The sequence below is a fragment of the Delftia sp. WSY_12 genome (genome assembly GCF_043104645.1).
Classification (GTDB): Bacteria; Pseudomonadota; Gammaproteobacteria; order Burkholderiales; family Burkholderiaceae_C; genus Comamonas; species Comamonas tsuruhatensis.
The window spans coordinates 37,688-54,373 of sequence record NZ_JBICKW010000054.1 but is presented as its reverse complement, the minus strand read 5'-3'; the positions used below and the strand labels follow the sequence as shown (position 1 = coordinate 54,373).

Genomic DNA, 16,686 nt, shown 5'->3' with positions numbered 1-16,686 from the left:
GGGGATGTGCTCCTGGAGGTGGGGGATCAAAGGGCAAAGCGCAGGCTGTTGAAGGGCAGCGGCGTTGTTACCGGAGCGGCTGGCGCAGGCCTGGGCCGGGCGCCATCGCCCAGGGCGCGCTGCAGGAATTCGCGCGTGCGCTCGCTGCGCGGGCTGCCGAAGATCTGGGCGGCCGGGCCGTGCTCGACAATGCGGCCGGCCTCGGTGAAATAGACCTGGTCGCTGACCTCTTCGGCAAAGCGCATTTCGTGCGTGACCAGCACGCAGGTCATGCCGTCCCTGACCAGGTCGCGGATCACGGTCAGCACCTCGCCCACGGTCTCGGGGTCCAGGGCCGAGGTCACTTCGTCGAACAAAATCAGCTCGGGCCGCATGGCCAGGGCGCGCGCAATGGCCACGCGCTGCTGCTGGCCGCCGGACAGCTCGCCGGGGTAGGCGGATTCCTTGTGGTCCAGGCGCACCTTCTGCAGCAGGGCGCGGGCCTCGCGCTCGGCCGTGGCGCGGTCGCGGCCGACCACGCGCGTGGGGGCGATGACCAGGTTCTCCAGCACCGACAGATGGGGGAACAGGTTGTACTGCTGGAAGACGAAGCCCACGCGCTTGCGCAGGGCGATCAGCTCGGCCTCGGTGCGCAACTGGTCCACGCGCGTGCCCGCCACCGAGATGGCGCCGCGCTGGGGCCGCAGCAGGCCGGTGATGCAGCGCAGGATGGTGGACTTGCCCGAGCCCGAGGGCCCGATGATGGTCACCGCCTCGCCGCGCCGCACCTGCACGTCGATGCCTTGGAGCACCTGGTTGTCGCCAAAGGACAGGTGTACATCCTGCAGTTGGACCAGTGCGGGCGCCGTGCCTGCTGGGGCATCGGCAGTGGCGAGTTGGGAGAGAAAGGAGTCAGTGGCGTTCATGGCGTCGCTCCAGGGCGCGGGTGGCGCGGGCAATCGGATAGCAATAGGCGAAAAACAGCGCGAGCAGCGTGAAGTACACAAGGATGGTGAAGTCCGTGCGTGCCACGGTGTTGCTGGCGATCTGGGCGGTGTCCACCACGTCGTGCACGCCCACCAGCGAGGCCAGCGAGGTGCTCATGGTGATGCTGGCGTAGAGGTTCATCCACGGCGGCAGCATGCGGCGCACGCATTGCGGCAGCACGATGAGGCGGAAGATCTCGCTGCGGCGAAAGGCCAGCGACTGGGCCGCCTCCCACTGCGCGCTGGGAATGGACTGGATGGCGCCCCGGAAGATCTCGGCCACGTTGGCGCTGGTGGGCAGGGCCAGGCCCAGCACCACCTTGACCCAGTCGGGGAACGGAAAGGTCCAGCCCACCAGCTTCAGCTCGAACGGGAACACATAGGTGGTGAAGTAGATGAGCACCAGGATGGGCGCATTGCGAAACAGCTGCACATACCAGCGCACGCCCGTGCGCACGGCCGGCGTGGGCGACAGCGACAGGGCGCCCAGCACCAGGCCGGCCACGGTGCCGATGGCCACGGCCAGCACGCTGATCTCGATGTTGACCAGGAGGCCGCGCAGCAGCGCGGGCAGCCATTTCCACAGGTGCACGAAGGCGGGCGGGGCGCTGTCCGTGGCGGCCCAGCAGGCGCACAGGGCCAGCAGTGCGGCGCCTGCGATCAGCCAGGGGCTGCGCGCCGCGCGCAGCAGGGCGGCGGGCAGCGGACGGGGCGCGGCGCCGGTGTTCAGGGTGGCTTCATTGGCCATAGCCGGGCATCCTCAGGTGTTGTTCCAGCCAGCGGCCTGCCAGGCTGACCAGCCAGGTCAGCAGGCCGAACCACAGCAGGATGAGCAGCAGCAGCTCCAGCACGTTGTCGCGCTGCGACCAGATCATGATGGACTCGTAGGTCACGTCGCCCACGGCGATGGCCGAGGCCACGGCCGTCATCTTCACCAGGTCCACCAGGTTGTTGGTCAGCGAGGGCAGGGCAAAGCGCACGGCCAGCGGCAGCTGCACGCGCACCAGCAGCTGGCGCTGCGAAAAGCCCAGCGAGCGCGCCGCCTCCAGCGTGGTGGCGGGCACGGCCTCGATGCCGGCGCGCAGCGCCTCGGCATGGAACACGCCCTTGTGCAGCGAGACCACGATCACCACCCAGACAAAGGGCGTGAGCGGGTTGTTGCCCGCGCCCCAGTCGCGCAGCTGCTGGGTGATCAGCATGTTGAGCACCAGGAAGGCGCAGTACAGCTGCACCAGCGTGGGCGTGTTGCGCGTGACCTCCACAAAGGCGCGCGCAGGCCGTGCCAGCCAGGCGCGGCCTGAGGTCAGGGCCGCCGCCAGCGCCACGCCGGCCGCCAGGCTGCCGGCAATGGTCAGCAGGGCCAGCTGCACGGTCACGAACATGCCGCGCACAAAGGCCTGGCGCTCGGCCACGTCCAGCACGAAGGCGTAGTTCAGGCCCAGGCCCTTGAGCGCTTGCACGCCCTGGGCAAGCAGGCTGTCGTTCATGGCACGGCCTCCAGGGCGGCCGGCTGTGCATGCGCTTGCGCTTGCGCAGCGGGGTCTTTCAACGCGGCCACGGCACGTGCGATGCGGGCCGTGGCCTCGGCCAGCACCTCGTCGCTGGCGGCGGTGGAGATGCGGAAATACGGCGACAGGCCGTAGGCCCCGCCATCCACGGCAGCCACGCCTTCGGACTCCAGCAGCCATTCGGTCAGGTCGGTGTCGCTGGCGATGGGCTGGCCGTCCGGGCGCAGGTGGCCTATCAGCGCGCCGCAGTGCACAAAGGCAAAGAACGATCCGCCCGGCGGCAGCAGGGCCAGGCCCGGCACCTGGGCCAGCGCCTGGGTGACCCGTTGCGCGCGCCGCGCATAGGCGTTGCGGGCCTGCTGCACAAAGCTCTGGTCGGGCGACTGCAGCGCCGCCGTGGCTGCGGCCTGGGCCACGGAATTGGGGCCTGACGAGGCCTGCGACTGGATCACCACCATGGCCTGCACCAGCGCGGCCGGGCCTGCGCCCCAGCCGATGCGCCAGCCGGTCATGGCATAGGTCTTGGAGACGCCGTTGACCAGCAGCGTGCGCTCGCGCAGGTCGGGGGCCACGGCCAGCCAGTGCGCGGGGGCCTGGGGCGTGAACCAGATGTGCTCGTACAGCTCGTCCAGCAGCACCAGCACCTGCGGATGAAGGCGCAGCACCTGGGCCAGGGCGGCCAGTTCCTCGCGGCTGTAGACGGCGCCCGAGGGGTTGCCCGGCGTGTTCAGCACCAGCCAGCGCGTGCGCGGCGTGATGGCGGCCTGCAGCGCGGCCGGCGTGAGCTTGAAGCCCTGCTCAATGCCGCAGTCCACGATGACCGGCGTGCCGTCGTTCACGCGCACGATGTCGGGAAACGAAGGCCAGTACGGCGCGGGCACGATGACCTCGTCACCCGCATCCAGCGTGGCCGCCAGCGCGTTGTAGATCACCTGCTTGCCGCCGTTGCTGACGATGATCTGCCCGGCGTCGAAGTCCAGCCCGTTCTCGCGCCGGTACTTGGCGCTGATGGCCTGGCGCAGCGCGGCCGTGCCGGGCGTGGGCGTGTACTTGGTTTCGCCACGGGCCAGGGCCGCGATGGCGGCCTGCTTGATGGGCTCGGGCGTGTCGAAATCGGGCTCGCCCGTGGTCAGCGCAATGATGTCGCGGCCCTGGCGGGCCAGGGCCGTGGCCCGCGCGCTGGCCGCGGCATTGGGCGAGAGCCTGACGCGCTGCACGCGCTGCGAAAGAGGAAAGGGCGTGGTCATGGCGTGGGGCCTTCCTGGAATGCGGCGGCTGGCGTTGGAGAAACCTGCGGCAAGTCGTGCGGCAAGTCATGCGGCAAATCGTCCGGCAGGGCTTGCAGCACCTTGCCGGGATTGAGCAGGCCCAGCGGGTCGAAGGCCTGCTTGAGACGCCGCATGAGCTGCAGCTCCACGGCGCTTTTGTAGCGGGGCAGCAGGTCGCGCTTGGTCTGGCCCACGCCGTGCTCGGCGCTGATGGAGCCGCCGTGGGCATGCACGCTGTCGTGCACCACCTCGTGGATGGCGTCTTCCTGGGCAAACAGTTGCGCGGGCGTGCTGTCCGGCGCGTGCGACACGTTGTAGTGCAGGTTGCCGTCGCCCAGGTGCCCGAAGGCCACGGGCCGCACGGCGCCAAAGCGCGCCTGCAGCAGCGCGGCCGTGGCCGCAAGAAAGTCGGGGATGCGCGAGATGGGCACCGACACGTCGTGCTTGATGTTGCGGCCGTCGCGCCGCTGGGCCTCGCCCAGGGCCTGGTCGCGCAGCCGCCACAGGGCCTGGCTTTGCTGCAGGCTCTCGGCAATGGCGGCATCTGTGACCAGGCCGTCCTCGAAGGCCTGGCCCACCACCCACTCGAAGCGCTGGCGCGCATGGTCCTCGCCCTCGCTGTCGGACAGCTCGATCAGCGCAAACCAGGGCGCCTTGAGCGCCAGCGGTATCGGCTGCTCGGGCACATGGCGGGCTATCAGGCCCAGGGCCGTGTCCGACATCAGCTCGAACGCCGTCAGGCTGGCGCCGAAGCCCGCCCGCGCCTGGCTGAGGAAGGCCACCGCATCGCGTATGCAGCCAAAGGCCAGCAGGGCCGTGTGCTGGGCGCGGGGCAGCGGATGCAGGCGCAGCGTGGCTGCCGTGATGATGCCCAGCGTGCCTTCGCTGCCAACGTACAGGTCGCGCAGCGCATAGCCGGTGTTGTCCTTGCGCAGCCCGCGCAGGCCGTTCCAGATGTCGCCCTCGGCCGTCACCACTTCCAGGCCCAGCACCAGCTCGCGCGCGTTGCCGTAGCGCAGCACCTGGGTGCCGCCCGCGTTGGTGGACAGGTTGCCGCCAATGGTGCAACTGCCCTCGGAGCCCAGGCTGAGGGGAAACAGCCGGTCCGCATCGCGCGCTGCCTGCTGCACATGGGCCAGCACGGCGCCGGCTTCCACGGTCAGGGTGTCGTTGTCGGTGTCGATGGCGCGCACGCGGTTCAGGCGCGCCAGCGACAGCAGCACGGCGTGGCCCGAGGCGTCGGGCGTGGCGCCGCCCATCAGCCCGGTGTTGCCGCCCTGGGCCACGATGGGCGTGCGGTGGGCGCGGCACAGGCGCACCAGCTGCGCCACCTGGGCCGTGTCGGCAGGCCGTGCCACGGCCAGGGCCTGGCCCGTGAGGCGGCCATGCTGGTCGGTCAGGTAGCCGGCCGCATCGGCACCCGTGAGCACATGGGCATCGCCCAGGGCGTGGCGCAGCGCGGTGACGAGGTCGGCGGGGCCGGTGATGTGGCCGCTGGTGCTGGTGTGGGTGCTGGTGTGGGTGTGGGTGCTCATGCGGGCGCCTTCCTGAACTTGTCGTGCAGCTGGTGCAGCAGCGGCGTGGGCGTCATGCCGTTGCGCTGCTCCACCTCGATCAGCCAGCCCGTGCGGTGCCAGTCCTGCACGATGCGGTCGATGGCCGCCTGCGTGTCGGACTCGCCCTTGCGCAGCCAGATCACCGAGGGCGAGGGAATGATGTCGGCGGGCGAGACGATCTCGTAGTCCTTCCAGTCCGCATTGCTGGCCACGAGTTCGCGCAGCGTGGGGCTGACATGCACGGCGGCCGCGCAGTTGCCGCCCTTGAGGGCCAGCAGCGACTCGGGCTGGCCCCGGAAGGCCTTGATCTGGGCGCCGTATTGATCGGCCAGCGGCTTGGTGAAATTGCTGCCCTGCGACACGCACACGGGCTTGCCGCGCAGGTCGTCCCACTGGCGCACGCCGCTGCCCTTCTTGGCGATGGCGGCGCCGCCGACTTCCTCGAACGGCGTGGGCACGAAGGACAGGATCTCGCTGCGCTCCTGCGTCCACTGCATGTTGGCGATCAGGATGTCCACCTTGCCCTGCTGCAGGAACTGCACGCGGTTGGACGGCTGGACCTGCACGGTCTCCACCCCCACGCCCAGGCCCTTGGCCACGCCTTCGGACAGCTGCACGTTGTAGCCCACGTGCCTTTGCGTGACGGGGTCGATGGTGCCGAACGGCGGCCCCGAAAGCATCACCCCCACCACGATCTTGCCGCGCTGCTTGATGCGGTCCAGCGTGGCGTCGGCATGGGCTGCCAGGGCCGTGAGGGCGAGCAGGGCCGCCAGTGCGGTGCGGGTCGGCTTCATGGCTTGGCTCCCTTGGCGGCGGGCTGGGTTGCCTGCGTCGCCTGCACTTGTGCCTGCGCTGCCGCATACACCGCGAAGTCGTAGGGCGCGCGGTCGAACTGGCCCTTCAGCGCGCGTTCGTGGCGCTCGGCGATCCAGGTGTCGGGCACGCCGCTGGCGCGGGCCACCTTGAGCAGAAAGCCCGTGCGGTGCCAGTCCTGTATGGCCTTGTCCACGAAGGCCTGGGTGTCGGCCTCGCCGCGGCGCGTCCACACCACGGTGGGCGAGGGAATCAACTGGTCCTGCGTGCCCAGCTCGAAGTCCTTCCACTCGGTCGCATTCGGGCCGGTGAGCTTTTCATAGAGCGCGGGCTGGATATGGACCGAAGCCGCGCAGGTGCCGCCCTTGAGCGCCAGCAGCGACTCGGGAATGCCCCGCAGGCCCTTGACCACGGCGCCATAGCTCTCGGCCAGGGGCTTGGCGAAGTTGCTGCCCTGCGACACGCAGGCCACCTTGCCGCGCAGGTCTTCCCAGCGCTTGATGCCGCTGGCCTTGGCCACCAGGGCGCCGCCGCCGATCAGGTCATAGGGCGTGGGCGCGAACGAGAGGATCTCGCTGCGCTCCTGCGTCCACTGGATGTTGGCGATCAACAGGTCCACCTTGCCGCTTTGCAGGAACTGCACGCGCGTGGAGGCCGTCACGGGAACCGTCTCCAGCGGCACGCCCAGGCGGCGCGCGATGTCGGCGGCCAGCTCGGTCTGGTAGCCGCCGGTCTTGCCGGTGGCGGGGTCCAGCACGCCGAACGGCGGGCTGGCGCCATCAATGCCCACGGACAGCTTGCCGCGTTGCTTGATCTTGTCCAGCGTGGCATCGGCGTGGGCGGCACCGGCGCCCAGCAGCAGGGCCAGGGCAGCGGCAAGGGGGGGAAGAAGGCGGGGCATGCGTGAATCCATCAGGGAACGGAAGGCCCGGCCCCGTCTTGCGGGGCCTGGGCCTGGGTGGTCGGAAAAAAAGTAGCGGTGGACCGCCGTGGCGGTCGGCGGTCAGCTGGCGGACTTGAACTTGGCCTGCAGCTCGGGCAGCAGCGGGTTGGCCGGCTCGATGCCCACGCGCTTTTCGGCGGCGATCAGCCAGCCCGTGCGGTGCCAGTCCTGCACCACCTTGTCCACGGCGGCGATGGTGTCGGCCTCGCCCTTGCGGGTCCAGACCACGGAAGGCGCGGGCAGCACCTCGCCGGCGATGGGGGCCGAGTACTGCGCCCATTCGGGGTTGCTGCGCAGCAGCGGGTAGATCAGCGTGCTGTCATGCACGGCGGCCACGCAGTTGCCGCCCTTGAGCGCCAGCAGCGAGTCCGACGAGCTCTTGTAGCCATGCACCTGGGCGCCGTACTCGCTGGCCAGCGGCTTGGCAAAGCTGCTGCCCTGGGACACGCACACGGGCTTGCCGCGCAGGTCTTCCCACCTGGCGATGCCGCTGCCCTTGCGCACGGCGGCAATGCCGCCCACGCGGTAGAAGGGCGTGGGCGCGTAGCCCAGGGTCTCGGCACGGTCGGGGTTCAGCTCCATGGAGGCGATCAGCAGATCCACCTTGCCGGCCTGCAGAAACTGCACGCGCGTGGCGGTCTGCACCTGGACCAGCTCGGCCTCCACGCCCAGGCCCTTGGCCAGGGCGCGTGCCAGCTCGGGGTTCCAGCCCACCAGCTGCTGGGTGGCCGGGTCGATGGAGCCGAAGGGCCCGCCATTGACCAGCACGCCAATGGTGACCTTGCCGCGCTGCTTGATCTTGTCCAGCGTGGCATCGGCCCGGGCCTGGGTGCAGGCCAGGGCCAGCGCGGCGGCGATGAAGGTCAGGGATGCGGAAAGGGTGGCGCGGGGCTGGCGGCGCAGGGTGGGGCTTGTGTGCATGGCGGGAGCGGGGCGGTCGGGACGAACGAAAGATGCGTACGCCTGCATCTTCTGGCCGCCCTTGACCCACGGCAACAAAGCTTTGGGAGCATGTTTATGCACTTTGCGTCGCTGCATCAGGGTGATCACCAGGGAAATGTGGGCCCGAGGCAGGGCGGGTCGATGGTGTAATCGCGACGGCCGGGGTGCTGCGCGCACCGGCACCTCCCAGCGAGCCCTCTTCCATGCACCAAGCCCTAGCGTCCCTACTCGCCCCTCTCGCCTGCGCTGCCCTGTTGTGTGGCAGCCCCGTGGCCCGGGCCGCCAATCCCACGAGTTCTGGCAATTGCGAGGAAAGCTCCACCAACATGTCCGAGGTGCGCGCCTGCCTGCAGGAGCAGAACGTGGCCCTGGTCAATGCCGCCTACGTCTCGCTGTCGCTCAAGCTCAAGGCGCGCATGCCCCAGGCGTCGGAAGAGCTGGAAGTGGCGCAGAGGAACTGGGTGCAGTACGCGCGCAGTGCCTGCGAGTTTCTTTCCGAGTTCAACTCGGCCAGCTTTGCCAAGGACGATGCGCGCACCAACTGCTGGAGCGACTTCGCCCGCGCCCGCGCCAAGCAGCTCAAGTCCTGGGAAATGCAGTTGGACAAGAAGCCCTGAGGGCGGGGACGCTGCTCACTGGTAGTTCAGCGTGAAGGTGGCCCTGCCGTTGGCCTGCCCCGTCGTGACTGCCGCAGCGGTCTGCACGTATTTGGCAGTCAGCGGGATCTTGAACTGGGCAACGCCCTGAACGATGGTTCCCGCACTCCATTGGTTGGTGTTGCCAGGCACGTTGGAGTCGGGGCCGTATGCGAGTGCGGTGCCATCCTTCAGTATCTGTATGCCTATTCCGGTGGCAACCGGTTTGCCGCCTGACGTGGCCTGGCTCAAGGTCAGGACGGTGCTCCGATTGCTGGTGTCGTTGGCATCGGTGAGCGTGACGTGGGGGTGCAGAACGCTTGCGGGCGCACCGCCCTTGCATTCCAGCGTGATGTCGAAGTGCTGGGGGATGGAGGTGGATTGGAGGCCCGTGAATCGCAGGATGGGCACAGCGCCCATGGGTACGGAGATGGCCGAGGCGGCCACCGAGCAGGAGGGACCGACCACCACCCTGGTGCGGCCGGACAGGTTGACGTATCCTGCGGTGCAGCCGGGGCACTGGAATCGCATCTCGACGTTCATCCCGGAGCCCGTTAGCGTGCCAGCGGAAACGTTGCCGGTTTTCACCAGCTCGATCCAGACATCCTGGCGGGATGAAGCATTCCAGAAATAACCCAGCGCGCCCGAATTATTTTCTGATTCGGTGGTAATGGGCATGGTTCTGCCACTGGGAGCGCCGGGGCCGCGCCATGTGGCCCACCAGCGGATTCCAATGCCGGGAATATTGGTGCTGTAGACATTATTGTATCCGGGCGTCTTGCTTCCGGATTGAACATTGGCAGCTACAACGGCTTTTTCAACATCGTACTCGAATGCCGTGTTCAGCACTGCTCGCAGATTAAATACGGTTACCGTAGACTTCCATAGCGTCGATCCGTTGGCGTAATTTCCGGGTACTGTTATTTCCTCGGGCAGTGAAATGTTGGAGCTGGTGGGGGAGAATACGCCGCCGGCAAAGGCATTGGTGTTCATCGTTGCCGCTGAAAAGGCGATGAGAAATGGAAGGGCGATCAATGCAAGGCGGCGTACTTGCGAAGGAAATGAGGGAATGAAAGAAAAATGCATGATACTGATTCGGTCCATTGTTGAAGTATGATTCTCGAAAATATCACGCAATAGTTTTATCGAACTTTTGAGTGACTAAGGAGGGGGTGGAAATGAAAGCATCGAATCATTCGATGTGTGGCCTCTTAGGTATTTCACACTCTACGCCGAAGGTATGAGTTGATGCAATCAGATTGTTCTGAAAATGGAGCGTGGCTCAGTCAAAAGCCGCCCATGCACGCCATTCGTAAAGAGCAAGGCCCGCGTGTCACGCAGCTCGGGCGTGTGGGTTGTCGCGCAGACAAGCCTGGTTCAGTCCGCTCGCGGCCCCGGCGACTGTCGTGAGCGCACCAGGCCGCTCAGGTGCTGAGAGGTGCGGTCGGAGAAGCGTCCCTGGCACCTCTGGCGGCTTGCCAGAGCGCATCGGCCAGGGCTGTGATCTCAGGGGCCAGGTGCAGGCGTTCCAGCCAGCGGCCCGCAATGCCGCTGGCGCCGTGGAAGGCTCCGGCCAACTGGCCCGTGATGGCTGCCGTGGTGTCGGCGTCATCGCCCAGGTTGGCGGCCTGCAGCACTGCGCCTTCAAAGCTGTCATGCCTTGCAAAGCACCACAGGGCCGCCTCCAGGCTGTCCACCACGTAGCCGCTGCCGCGAATCTGTGCGGCCGGCTTGTCGCGATAGTCGCCACGGGCAATCTCCCGCAGGCGCGGGCTGGCGCCGTCTTGCAGAACGCCGCCCAGGTCCAGAACCTGCGAACGGGGCAGTCCCTGCATCGCCCGGCACAGCGCCACGGCGAACAGGCGGCAGGCCTGCAGGCATTCAGGTGCCGCGTGGGTGGTGCGTGAGCTGAGTTCAGCCATGCGCTGCACCAGGTCCTCGTCGGGGCCGAAGAACATGGGCACGGGCGCCAGCCGCATCAGGGAGCCGTTGCCGGCCTGGTCCGGGTCGGGCGACCCGGCCAGCGGATCGCCGGTGGCCAGGAAGCGCTGGATGGCCGCCCTGGTGGCCATGCCGATGTCAAAGCAGTTGCCGGTGGAACTCCAGTACCCCCATTCGTACCAGTTGGCATAGCGCGTCATCTGGTCCTGCGGGTCGCAGCCGCCGCGCTGGAGCAGGCTTTCGGCCAGGCACAGGGCCATGGAGGTGTCGTCGGTCCACTTGCCTGCGGGCAGCGAGAACGGGCCGCCGCCGACCATGTCGGTCAGCGGCGCAAAGCTGCCGCGCGGCTGGAATTCCAGCGTCGTTCCCACGGCGTCGCCGCAGGCCAGGCCCAGCAGGGCACCACGGTATCGGTCCAGCGTGTCCATGGCCACGCCTGTGCTCTTGATCATGGTCGGTCAGGGAGCGGTGCTGCGCAGCCGCGCCCGCACCTGCATGAGGGCAAAGCCCAGCAGGTTCAGGCCCTGCCAGCGCGCGGGGTCGGTGGCGCGCACATCGTCGGCAGCCAGGCCGATGCCCCAGATGGCGTCCACGGGGCTGGCCTCCACCAGCACGCGGTCGCCCGTGTTCAGCAGATAGCGGGCCAGGGCGGGGTTCTGGGAGAACTTGGCCTGGTTGGCGTGCACCACGATGCCCATGCGCGCGGCCACCCAGGCCGCTTCATCAAAGCCCTGGATGCCACGCCCCAGCTTCTTGGCCTCGCCCGGCGTGCGGCAGCGCACGATGGCCGCGTGCGCCGCCTCGTCGCCGAACAGCCGTGCCTTGCCCGCCATCATGAAATGCTCGGCTGTGGGGTAGTGCTGGCCATCGACCTCGAAGCCCGCCTCGAACCACTGGCTCATGCAGGTCTTGCCGATGGAGCCATCGGCCGCAGGCTGGTGGCCCCAGAACGGCAGGAAGCGCGGGGTGAGACCCTGGGCCATGGCGTGCTGGAGGTCTTGCAGGGAGGCGATGTGGTCTGTGGTGGTCATGGGCTGTCTCGTTGCCGTGTGTGCCGTTTCAGGAATGCGATGGAGCTTGCTGCAGCCACCACTGGCTGAAGGCCATCAGGTCTGCGTGCTGCGAGTGGGCGTGGACCAGGTCCGGCCCGGTGTTGGGCGTGCCGTTCGGGCCACGGCACACCAGGGCCGCGTGAATGCCCGGGCCAATGTCCCGGAGGTAGGGCAGATAGTCGTCCACGAAGGCGACCGGGCCGAGCCGCTGCAGGGCGTCTGCCTTGGGGCTGCGCAGGCCGGTGGTCCGGCCCGTGGCGATCACGCGGTCGATGGGAAAGCCGAGGTCGCGCAGGTTGCCCAGGCGGGCCTGTTCGAAGCGCGCCGCCAGGGCCGTCACGCAGACCAGTTCGTAGCCGGCGCCCTGCAGGTCGTGGCAGGCCTGCAAGGCATTGCCCAGCGCGGGAATGCTGCGCCAGAAGGCATCGTCCATGCAGGCCCTGAACTGTTGCAGGCGCTCGCCGTCCAGCGCCTGCACGGCCCAGCGGTCCATGGCCCAGTAGGCATGGGGGTCGGCCTCGGCGGGGCGCTGGCCGAACGCGCGCTCCCAGGCACCGGCATAGGCGCGGTTGTAGTCCAGCAGCACGCCATCGGCGTCAAGGGCAATGATGGGGTTCATCGTGTTCCTCTTCGGCCCGCACGCGCAGGTAGTGCGGTGCCACGCTGTCCGTGAGCCAGACGCCGTTGTCCGAGCGGTAGAACAGGCAGGCATCGGCATGCATGCGCGCCGCATCGATCTCCAGCAGCACCACCCGGCCATAGCGCTGGCCCACGGAGCGGGCCGTGGCCAGGTTGTCGGTCAGGTGCACGTGGTGGCGGTTGCGCCGGTCAAGGCCGGTGCCCAGGATGGAGTCCAGAAAGCGCGTGGCCGTGCCATGGTAGAGGCGCTGCGGCGGCACGCTGGCCTGCAGGCCCAGGTCGATCTGCACGGAATGCCCCTGGCTGGCGCGGATGCGCAGGCCGTCGGCGCTGATGGCAAAGCGCTGCTTGGGGCAGCTTTGCACCACCTCCATCAGCAGTGCGGGCGAGATGTTGCGGCCGGCCGCCTGGGCGCCGCGCAGCAATGCGTCTATGGAGACCCAGCCCTGGGCGTCGAGGGCGAGCCCGGCGCGGCCGGGGTTGTGGCGCAGGACCAGGCTCATGAATTTGCTGGTTGATGTCAGTGTGTTCTTGTTGTTCATACGGTCCATTTCCATGGATTTTCTTGTTGTGTCGATGATTGTCCGTGCTTCGGGCTTCACACCACCAGGCAGCCCTGCCGGTCCGACAGGCCGATGGTGGCCTGCATGCCCGCCGTGAACTGCAGGTAGTCGGCCTCCATGCCGTCCGAGAAGATGACGCCATGGTCGGGCATGCGCGAGCGCAGGGTCAGCGGCTGGCCGGCGGTGACCTGGCCGTAGACCAGCTCGGCCGTGGAAGAGCGGCTGGGAAAGGGCTCGCGCACGGCGAAGTCCAGGCGTGGCGCATCCCAGGCGAAGGGCTGGTAGTCGAAGTCGGTGGATGCGCCGCGCACGGCGCGGGCAATGCCCATCGATCCCGTGACGATGCTCTTGATCCAGGCCGAGGAGCCCAGCCCCGTGGCGACGATGAGGCCGGAGGACGACTGGGACTCCTGCCGCTCGCCCAGCGCGATGTCGTACAGGGCCGAGGTATGGCTGCGCGGGCCGATGAACAGGTCGTTGGCGGCGCGCAGCACCTGGCCGTCGCTCAGGCGCGCTTCGGCCAGGGTGACGGCGCGCGTGGGGCGGCGGTTGGCGGCCACGTCGCCCAGCAGGGCGGCCAGGTCGGCGGGGGCGAAGGGCAGCAGCAGGCCGTCCCAGCGCGCGGGCTCGGGGTTGACGCCGATGAGCGGCTGGCCGTCCAGGTATTTCATGGTGTTGGCCACCATGCCGTCCTGGCCCAGTGCCACGACGATGTCGTCGGCGCCGAAGACGAAGTTGGGCACCAGGGCGCGGTCCACGATCTGGTAGCGGCCGCGTGCCTCCAGCGCCTGCACCACTGCCTGCAGGGCGGCGGCGTAGGCGGCGCTTTCGCGCAGGTAGTCGCCGAAGTCGGCGCCCAAGTGCTCGATGTAGAAGCGCGCCTGGGACAGCGTGTGGTACCTGGCCACCAGCTCATCGAGCCGCGTGCGCCGCACCACCAGCACGGTCTTGCGTTCATTGGCGTTCACGGCGGCTCCTTGCGGGTTCGGGATCGGCCACGGCAGCTGCATGGCCTGCACCGGCGCCCATGAGCGACTGCAGCAGCTCGGGCGAGACGTTGAGCTGGCCGATGCGCTCGGCCTTCTCGGCAATGCCGCCAAAGGCCTGGGCGATGAGCTGGCCCGGCTGCATGCCCACGGCGGCCAGCGATTGCACGATGCGCGGATCGGCCTTTTCCAGGGCCTGCATGACGGCGCCCACGCGGTAGGCCTCGGCCTCGGCCAGGGTGCGGCTGTTGGCGGCCTGGCCTTCGACGAAGTCGCGGCGGCTGGTCTCCAGCGCCACGTCGGCGGACATCTGTTCGGCGCGCAGCTCGTTTTCCTTGCGCATCTGGGCGGCCTTGGCTTCCAGCTGGGCCTCGCGGATCTGGCGCTTTTTCTTTTCCACGGCCACATCGGTATCGAGCTCGTTCTGGCGGATGGCGCGCTCGTTTTCCACGGCAGCCATGCGGCGGGCATAGACGGCGTCGTCCGCAGCCTTGAGGTTGGACTCGCGCGCCTCGGCCTCCAGGGCGCGGGCGATGTCGGGCGTGGGTTTGACGGCCATGACCGAGACGCCCAGGATCTCCAGCCCCAGCGCCTCGATCTCGGGCTGGGCGGCCAGCTCCTGCTGGGCCGTGCGCGCAATGAGTGCCGAGGAGCGCAGCGCCTGCTTGAGCTCCAGCGCCTGCACGGCCTGCTGGATGATGACCTCGGCCTGCATGGTCACGCGGTCGCCCAGGCGCTGCGGGTCTTCGGACATGTATTTCTGGCCGTCGCGTGCCAGGGAGAAGTCCATCAGCGTGGCGGTCTGGCGCGGTGTGCTGATGCGGTAGGTGACCTGGCCCTGCACGGTGACGCTCTGGAAGTCGGCCGTCACCAGCTCCAGCATGAAGTGGCAGTCCTGGCTGCCCACGGGCACCGCGACCAGGGTGGTGGTGGGGGCGTAGTAGAAGAAGGACTGGCCCGCACCCTCGCGCACCACCTTGCCGGCGCGGAACTGCATGAGGTGGACCGTGGGTTGGGACTTGATGAAACGGATGCCGAACATGGTGCTTCTTCTTTTAAGTTGCTCTGTACAACTCGTATGGGTTGCATAGTGCAACTTAAAATCAGGCACGTCAAGCACAATCCATCCCATGGCTGAAAAAAATTCCCCATCCCCGCAGGGCGCGCTGGACTTCCCGCGCCCGTTCACCACGGTGGACGTGGTCATCTTCACGGTGGCAGACGATGCCCTGCAGGTGCTGCTGGTGCAGCGCCCCACGGCGGGCAGCGAGCCGTTCCCGGGGCTGTGGGCGCTGCCCGGCGGCTTTGTGGATGTGCGCCAGGACGCGGACCTGCTGGCCTGCGCGCGGCGCAAGCTGCTGGACAAGACGGGCGTGGACAGCCCCTACCTGGAGCAGCTGGGAAGCTGGGGCGGCGCGGCGCGCGACCCGCGTGGCTGGTCGGCCACGCATGTGTATTTCGCGCTGATCCCGGGCCATGACCTGATCCTGGCCAAGGGCGCGAATGCGGCCGATGTGTCGTGGTTTGCCGTCGATGAACTGCTGCGCGCGCCTGCGCTGGCCTTCGACCACGGCGAGATCCTGCGCGCAGCGGTGGAGCGGCTGCGGGGCAAGGTGGAATACACCTCGCTGCCGGCGTTCCTGCTGCCCGAGCCCTTCACGCTGCCGCAGCTGCAGCAGGCCTACGAAGTGGTGCTGGGCCGCCCTGTGGACAAGAGCGGTTTTCGCACGCGCATGATGGCGGCCGGCTTTCTGGTGGAGGCCGGCCAGGTGGAGGGCACGTCACGCCGCCCCGCCATGGGCTACCGCCTGGCTGACCGCAGCGCGCCCGTGGTGTTTCCGCGCACCTTCAGCCCGCGCGGGTGAGGGCGGCCTTCGATCAGGGCCAGGATCAGGATCAGGCGCCCAGCAGGCTGCAAAAGCGCTGCATGTCCACGTTGCCGCCGCTCAGGATGATGCCCACGCGCCGTCCGCGCAGCTCCTCGCCTTTCTGGCGCGCGGCGGCCAGGCCCAGGCAGCCGGTGGGCTCGACCACGAGCTTCATGCGCGTGGCCAGGAAGCCCATGGCATCGACCAGCTCGGCATCGCTGGCGGTGAGGATGTCGGTCACGTCGCGCTGGATGATGGGGAAGGTGATGCCGCCCAGGTGCTGGGTCTGGGCGCCGTCGGCAATGGTCTTGGGGGTGTCTATGTGGACGATGCGGCCTGCGCGCAGCGACTGCTGGCCGTCGTTGCCGGCCTCGGGCTCCACGCCGTAGAGCGCGCACTCGGGGCTGAGCGCACGCGTGGACAGGGCGGTGCCCGACAGCAGGCCGCCGCCGCCCAGCGGCACGAAGAGGGCGTCCAGCGGGCCGGTTTCCTCCAACAGTTCCTTGGCGGCCGTGCCCTGGCCGGCCAGCACGTCGGCATGGTCGTAGGGCGGGATCAGGGTCAGGCCGTGGCGCTCGGCCAGGTCGCGGCCGATCTGCTCGCGGTCTTCGGTATAGCGGTCGTAGACCACCACCTGGCCGCCATAGCCCTTGGTGGCCGCCACCTTGGCGGCGGGCGCGTCATGCGGCATGACGATGGTGGCGGGGATCTCCAGCAGCCGCGCTGCCAGGGCGATGGCCTGGGCGTGGTTGCCCGAGGAAAAGGCCACCACGCCGGCCTTGCGCTGCGCCGGGCTGAAGCGAGACAGGGCGTTGAACGCGCCGCGGAACTTGAAGGCGCCCATGCGCTGCAGGTTCTCGCACTTCAGGAAGACACGTGCGCCCAGCGCCTCGTCCAGCGTGCGCGAGGTGAGCACGGGCGTGCGGTGGGCATGGCCCTGGATGCGTTGGGCCGCTGCGGCCACTTCGTCATAGGTGGGAAGGCTTGTCATCGGTACGGGAGAGAAG

At 68.4% G+C, this 16,686-nt stretch carries 18 protein-coding genes; 2 read left to right on the top strand and 16 right to left on the bottom strand.

Annotated elements, in window-relative coordinates; all coding sequences use genetic code 11:
- Positions 1–26: 26 nt before the first annotated feature.
- The 8 genes from ACF8LI_RS23495 to ACF8LI_RS23460 form a co-directional block, all read right to left on the bottom strand.
- Complete coding sequence (locus ACF8LI_RS23495) at positions 27–905, bottom strand: amino acid ABC transporter ATP-binding protein (protein WP_288899243.1); 879 nt, start codon at positions 903–905, stop codon at positions 27–29.
- Positions 892–1,713 carry an amino acid ABC transporter permease gene (locus tag ACF8LI_RS23490; protein ID WP_013800582.1) on the bottom strand — a complete coding sequence of 274 codons (822 nt, stop codon included), beginning with the start codon at positions 1,711–1,713 and terminating at the stop codon, positions 892–894. The genes ACF8LI_RS23495 and ACF8LI_RS23490 overlap by 14 nt, the downstream gene beginning before the upstream one ends.
- Positions 1,703–2,452 (bottom strand): amino acid ABC transporter permease, encoded by a 750-nt coding sequence (locus ACF8LI_RS23485; RefSeq protein ID WP_013800583.1) that lies wholly within the window; start codon positions 2,450–2,452, stop codon positions 1,703–1,705. Before ACF8LI_RS23485 ends, ACF8LI_RS23490 begins: the two co-directional genes overlap by 11 nt.
- Entirely contained in the window at positions 2,449–3,720 is a 1,272-nt protein-coding gene (locus ACF8LI_RS23480) for an aminotransferase class I/II-fold pyridoxal phosphate-dependent enzyme (RefSeq protein WP_239972429.1), read from the bottom strand. Before ACF8LI_RS23480 ends, ACF8LI_RS23485 begins: the two co-directional genes overlap by 4 nt.
- Positions 3,717–5,276 carry an FAD-binding oxidoreductase gene (locus tag ACF8LI_RS23475; protein WP_392414362.1) on the bottom strand — a complete coding sequence of 520 codons (1,560 nt, stop codon included), beginning with the start codon at positions 5,274–5,276 and terminating at the stop codon, positions 3,717–3,719. Before ACF8LI_RS23475 ends, ACF8LI_RS23480 begins: the two co-directional genes overlap by 4 nt.
- Positions 5,273–6,091 carry a transporter substrate-binding domain-containing protein gene (locus ACF8LI_RS23470; RefSeq protein ID WP_016448804.1) on the bottom strand — a complete coding sequence of 273 codons (819 nt, stop codon included), beginning with the start codon at positions 6,089–6,091 and terminating at the stop codon, positions 5,273–5,275. The genes ACF8LI_RS23475 and ACF8LI_RS23470 overlap by 4 nt, the downstream gene beginning before the upstream one ends.
- Positions 6,088–7,011, bottom strand: a complete 924-nt coding sequence (locus ACF8LI_RS23465) for a transporter substrate-binding domain-containing protein (protein WP_279494220.1) — start codon at positions 7,009–7,011, stop codon at positions 6,088–6,090. The genes ACF8LI_RS23470 and ACF8LI_RS23465 overlap by 4 nt, the downstream gene beginning before the upstream one ends.
- A gap of 102 nt (positions 7,012–7,113) precedes the next feature.
- Positions 7,114–7,974, bottom strand: coding sequence for a transporter substrate-binding domain-containing protein (locus ACF8LI_RS23460; protein ID WP_252653430.1), 861 nt, complete (start codon positions 7,972–7,974; stop codon positions 7,114–7,116).
- 224 nt (positions 7,975–8,198) lie between these two features.
- On the opposite strand from ACF8LI_RS23460, the gene ACF8LI_RS23455 reads away from it, so the two are divergent.
- Positions 8,199–8,612, top strand: coding sequence for a lysozyme inhibitor LprI family protein (locus ACF8LI_RS23455; RefSeq protein ID WP_061289551.1), 414 nt, complete (start codon positions 8,199–8,201; stop codon positions 8,610–8,612).
- Positions 8,613–8,627: 15 nt separating this feature from the next.
- Here the strand turns inward: ACF8LI_RS23455 and ACF8LI_RS23450 are convergent, their stop codons facing one another.
- The 7 genes from ACF8LI_RS23450 to ACF8LI_RS23420 all read right to left on the bottom strand — a co-directional run bounded on the left by ACF8LI_RS23450 (position 8,628) and on the right by ACF8LI_RS23420 (position 14,853).
- A complete protein-coding gene (locus ACF8LI_RS23450; protein ID WP_392453859.1) occupies positions 8,628–9,734 on the bottom strand; it encodes a fimbrial protein in 1,107 nt (368 codons plus the stop codon).
- 320 nt (positions 9,735–10,054) lie between these two features.
- Entirely contained in the window at positions 10,055–11,023 is a 969-nt protein-coding gene (locus ACF8LI_RS23445) for an ADP-ribosylglycohydrolase family protein (RefSeq protein WP_250439066.1), read from the bottom strand.
- 6 nt (positions 11,024–11,029) lie between these two features.
- Positions 11,030–11,602: an NADAR family protein gene (locus ACF8LI_RS23440; protein WP_392414360.1), complete on the bottom strand. Its 573-nt coding sequence runs from the start codon at positions 11,600–11,602 to the stop codon at positions 11,030–11,032.
- A gap of 28 nt (positions 11,603–11,630) precedes the next feature.
- A complete protein-coding gene (locus ACF8LI_RS23435; protein WP_392414359.1) occupies positions 11,631–12,242 on the bottom strand; it encodes an HAD family hydrolase in 612 nt (203 codons plus the stop codon).
- Entirely contained in the window at positions 12,220–12,804 is a 585-nt protein-coding gene (locus ACF8LI_RS23430; RefSeq protein ID WP_046985173.1) for an RNA 2'-phosphotransferase, read from the bottom strand. The genes ACF8LI_RS23435 and ACF8LI_RS23430 overlap by 23 nt, the downstream gene beginning before the upstream one ends.
- A gap of 56 nt (positions 12,805–12,860) precedes the next feature.
- The gene (locus tag ACF8LI_RS23425; RefSeq protein ID WP_046985172.1) at positions 12,861–13,793 is read right to left on the bottom strand and encodes a hypothetical protein; all 933 of its coding nucleotides are present in this window, start codon (positions 13,791–13,793) and stop codon (positions 12,861–12,863) included.
- Positions 13,780–14,853, bottom strand: a complete 1,074-nt coding sequence (locus tag ACF8LI_RS23420) for an SPFH domain-containing protein (protein ID WP_034397141.1) — start codon at positions 14,851–14,853, stop codon at positions 13,780–13,782. Before ACF8LI_RS23420 ends, ACF8LI_RS23425 begins: the two co-directional genes overlap by 14 nt.
- A gap of 88 nt (positions 14,854–14,941) precedes the next feature.
- On the opposite strand from ACF8LI_RS23420, the gene ACF8LI_RS23415 reads away from it, so the two are divergent.
- On the top strand, positions 14,942–15,676 hold the full coding sequence (locus tag ACF8LI_RS23415) for an NUDIX domain-containing protein (protein ID WP_016448794.1): 735 nt from the start codon (positions 14,942–14,944) through the stop codon (positions 15,674–15,676).
- A gap of 31 nt (positions 15,677–15,707) precedes the next feature.
- Here the strand turns inward: ACF8LI_RS23415 and ACF8LI_RS23410 are convergent, their stop codons facing one another.
- A complete protein-coding gene (locus tag ACF8LI_RS23410) occupies positions 15,708–16,670 on the bottom strand; it encodes a threo-3-hydroxy-L-aspartate ammonia-lyase (protein WP_046985171.1) in 963 nt (320 codons plus the stop codon).
- Positions 16,671–16,686: the final 16 nt, after the last annotated feature.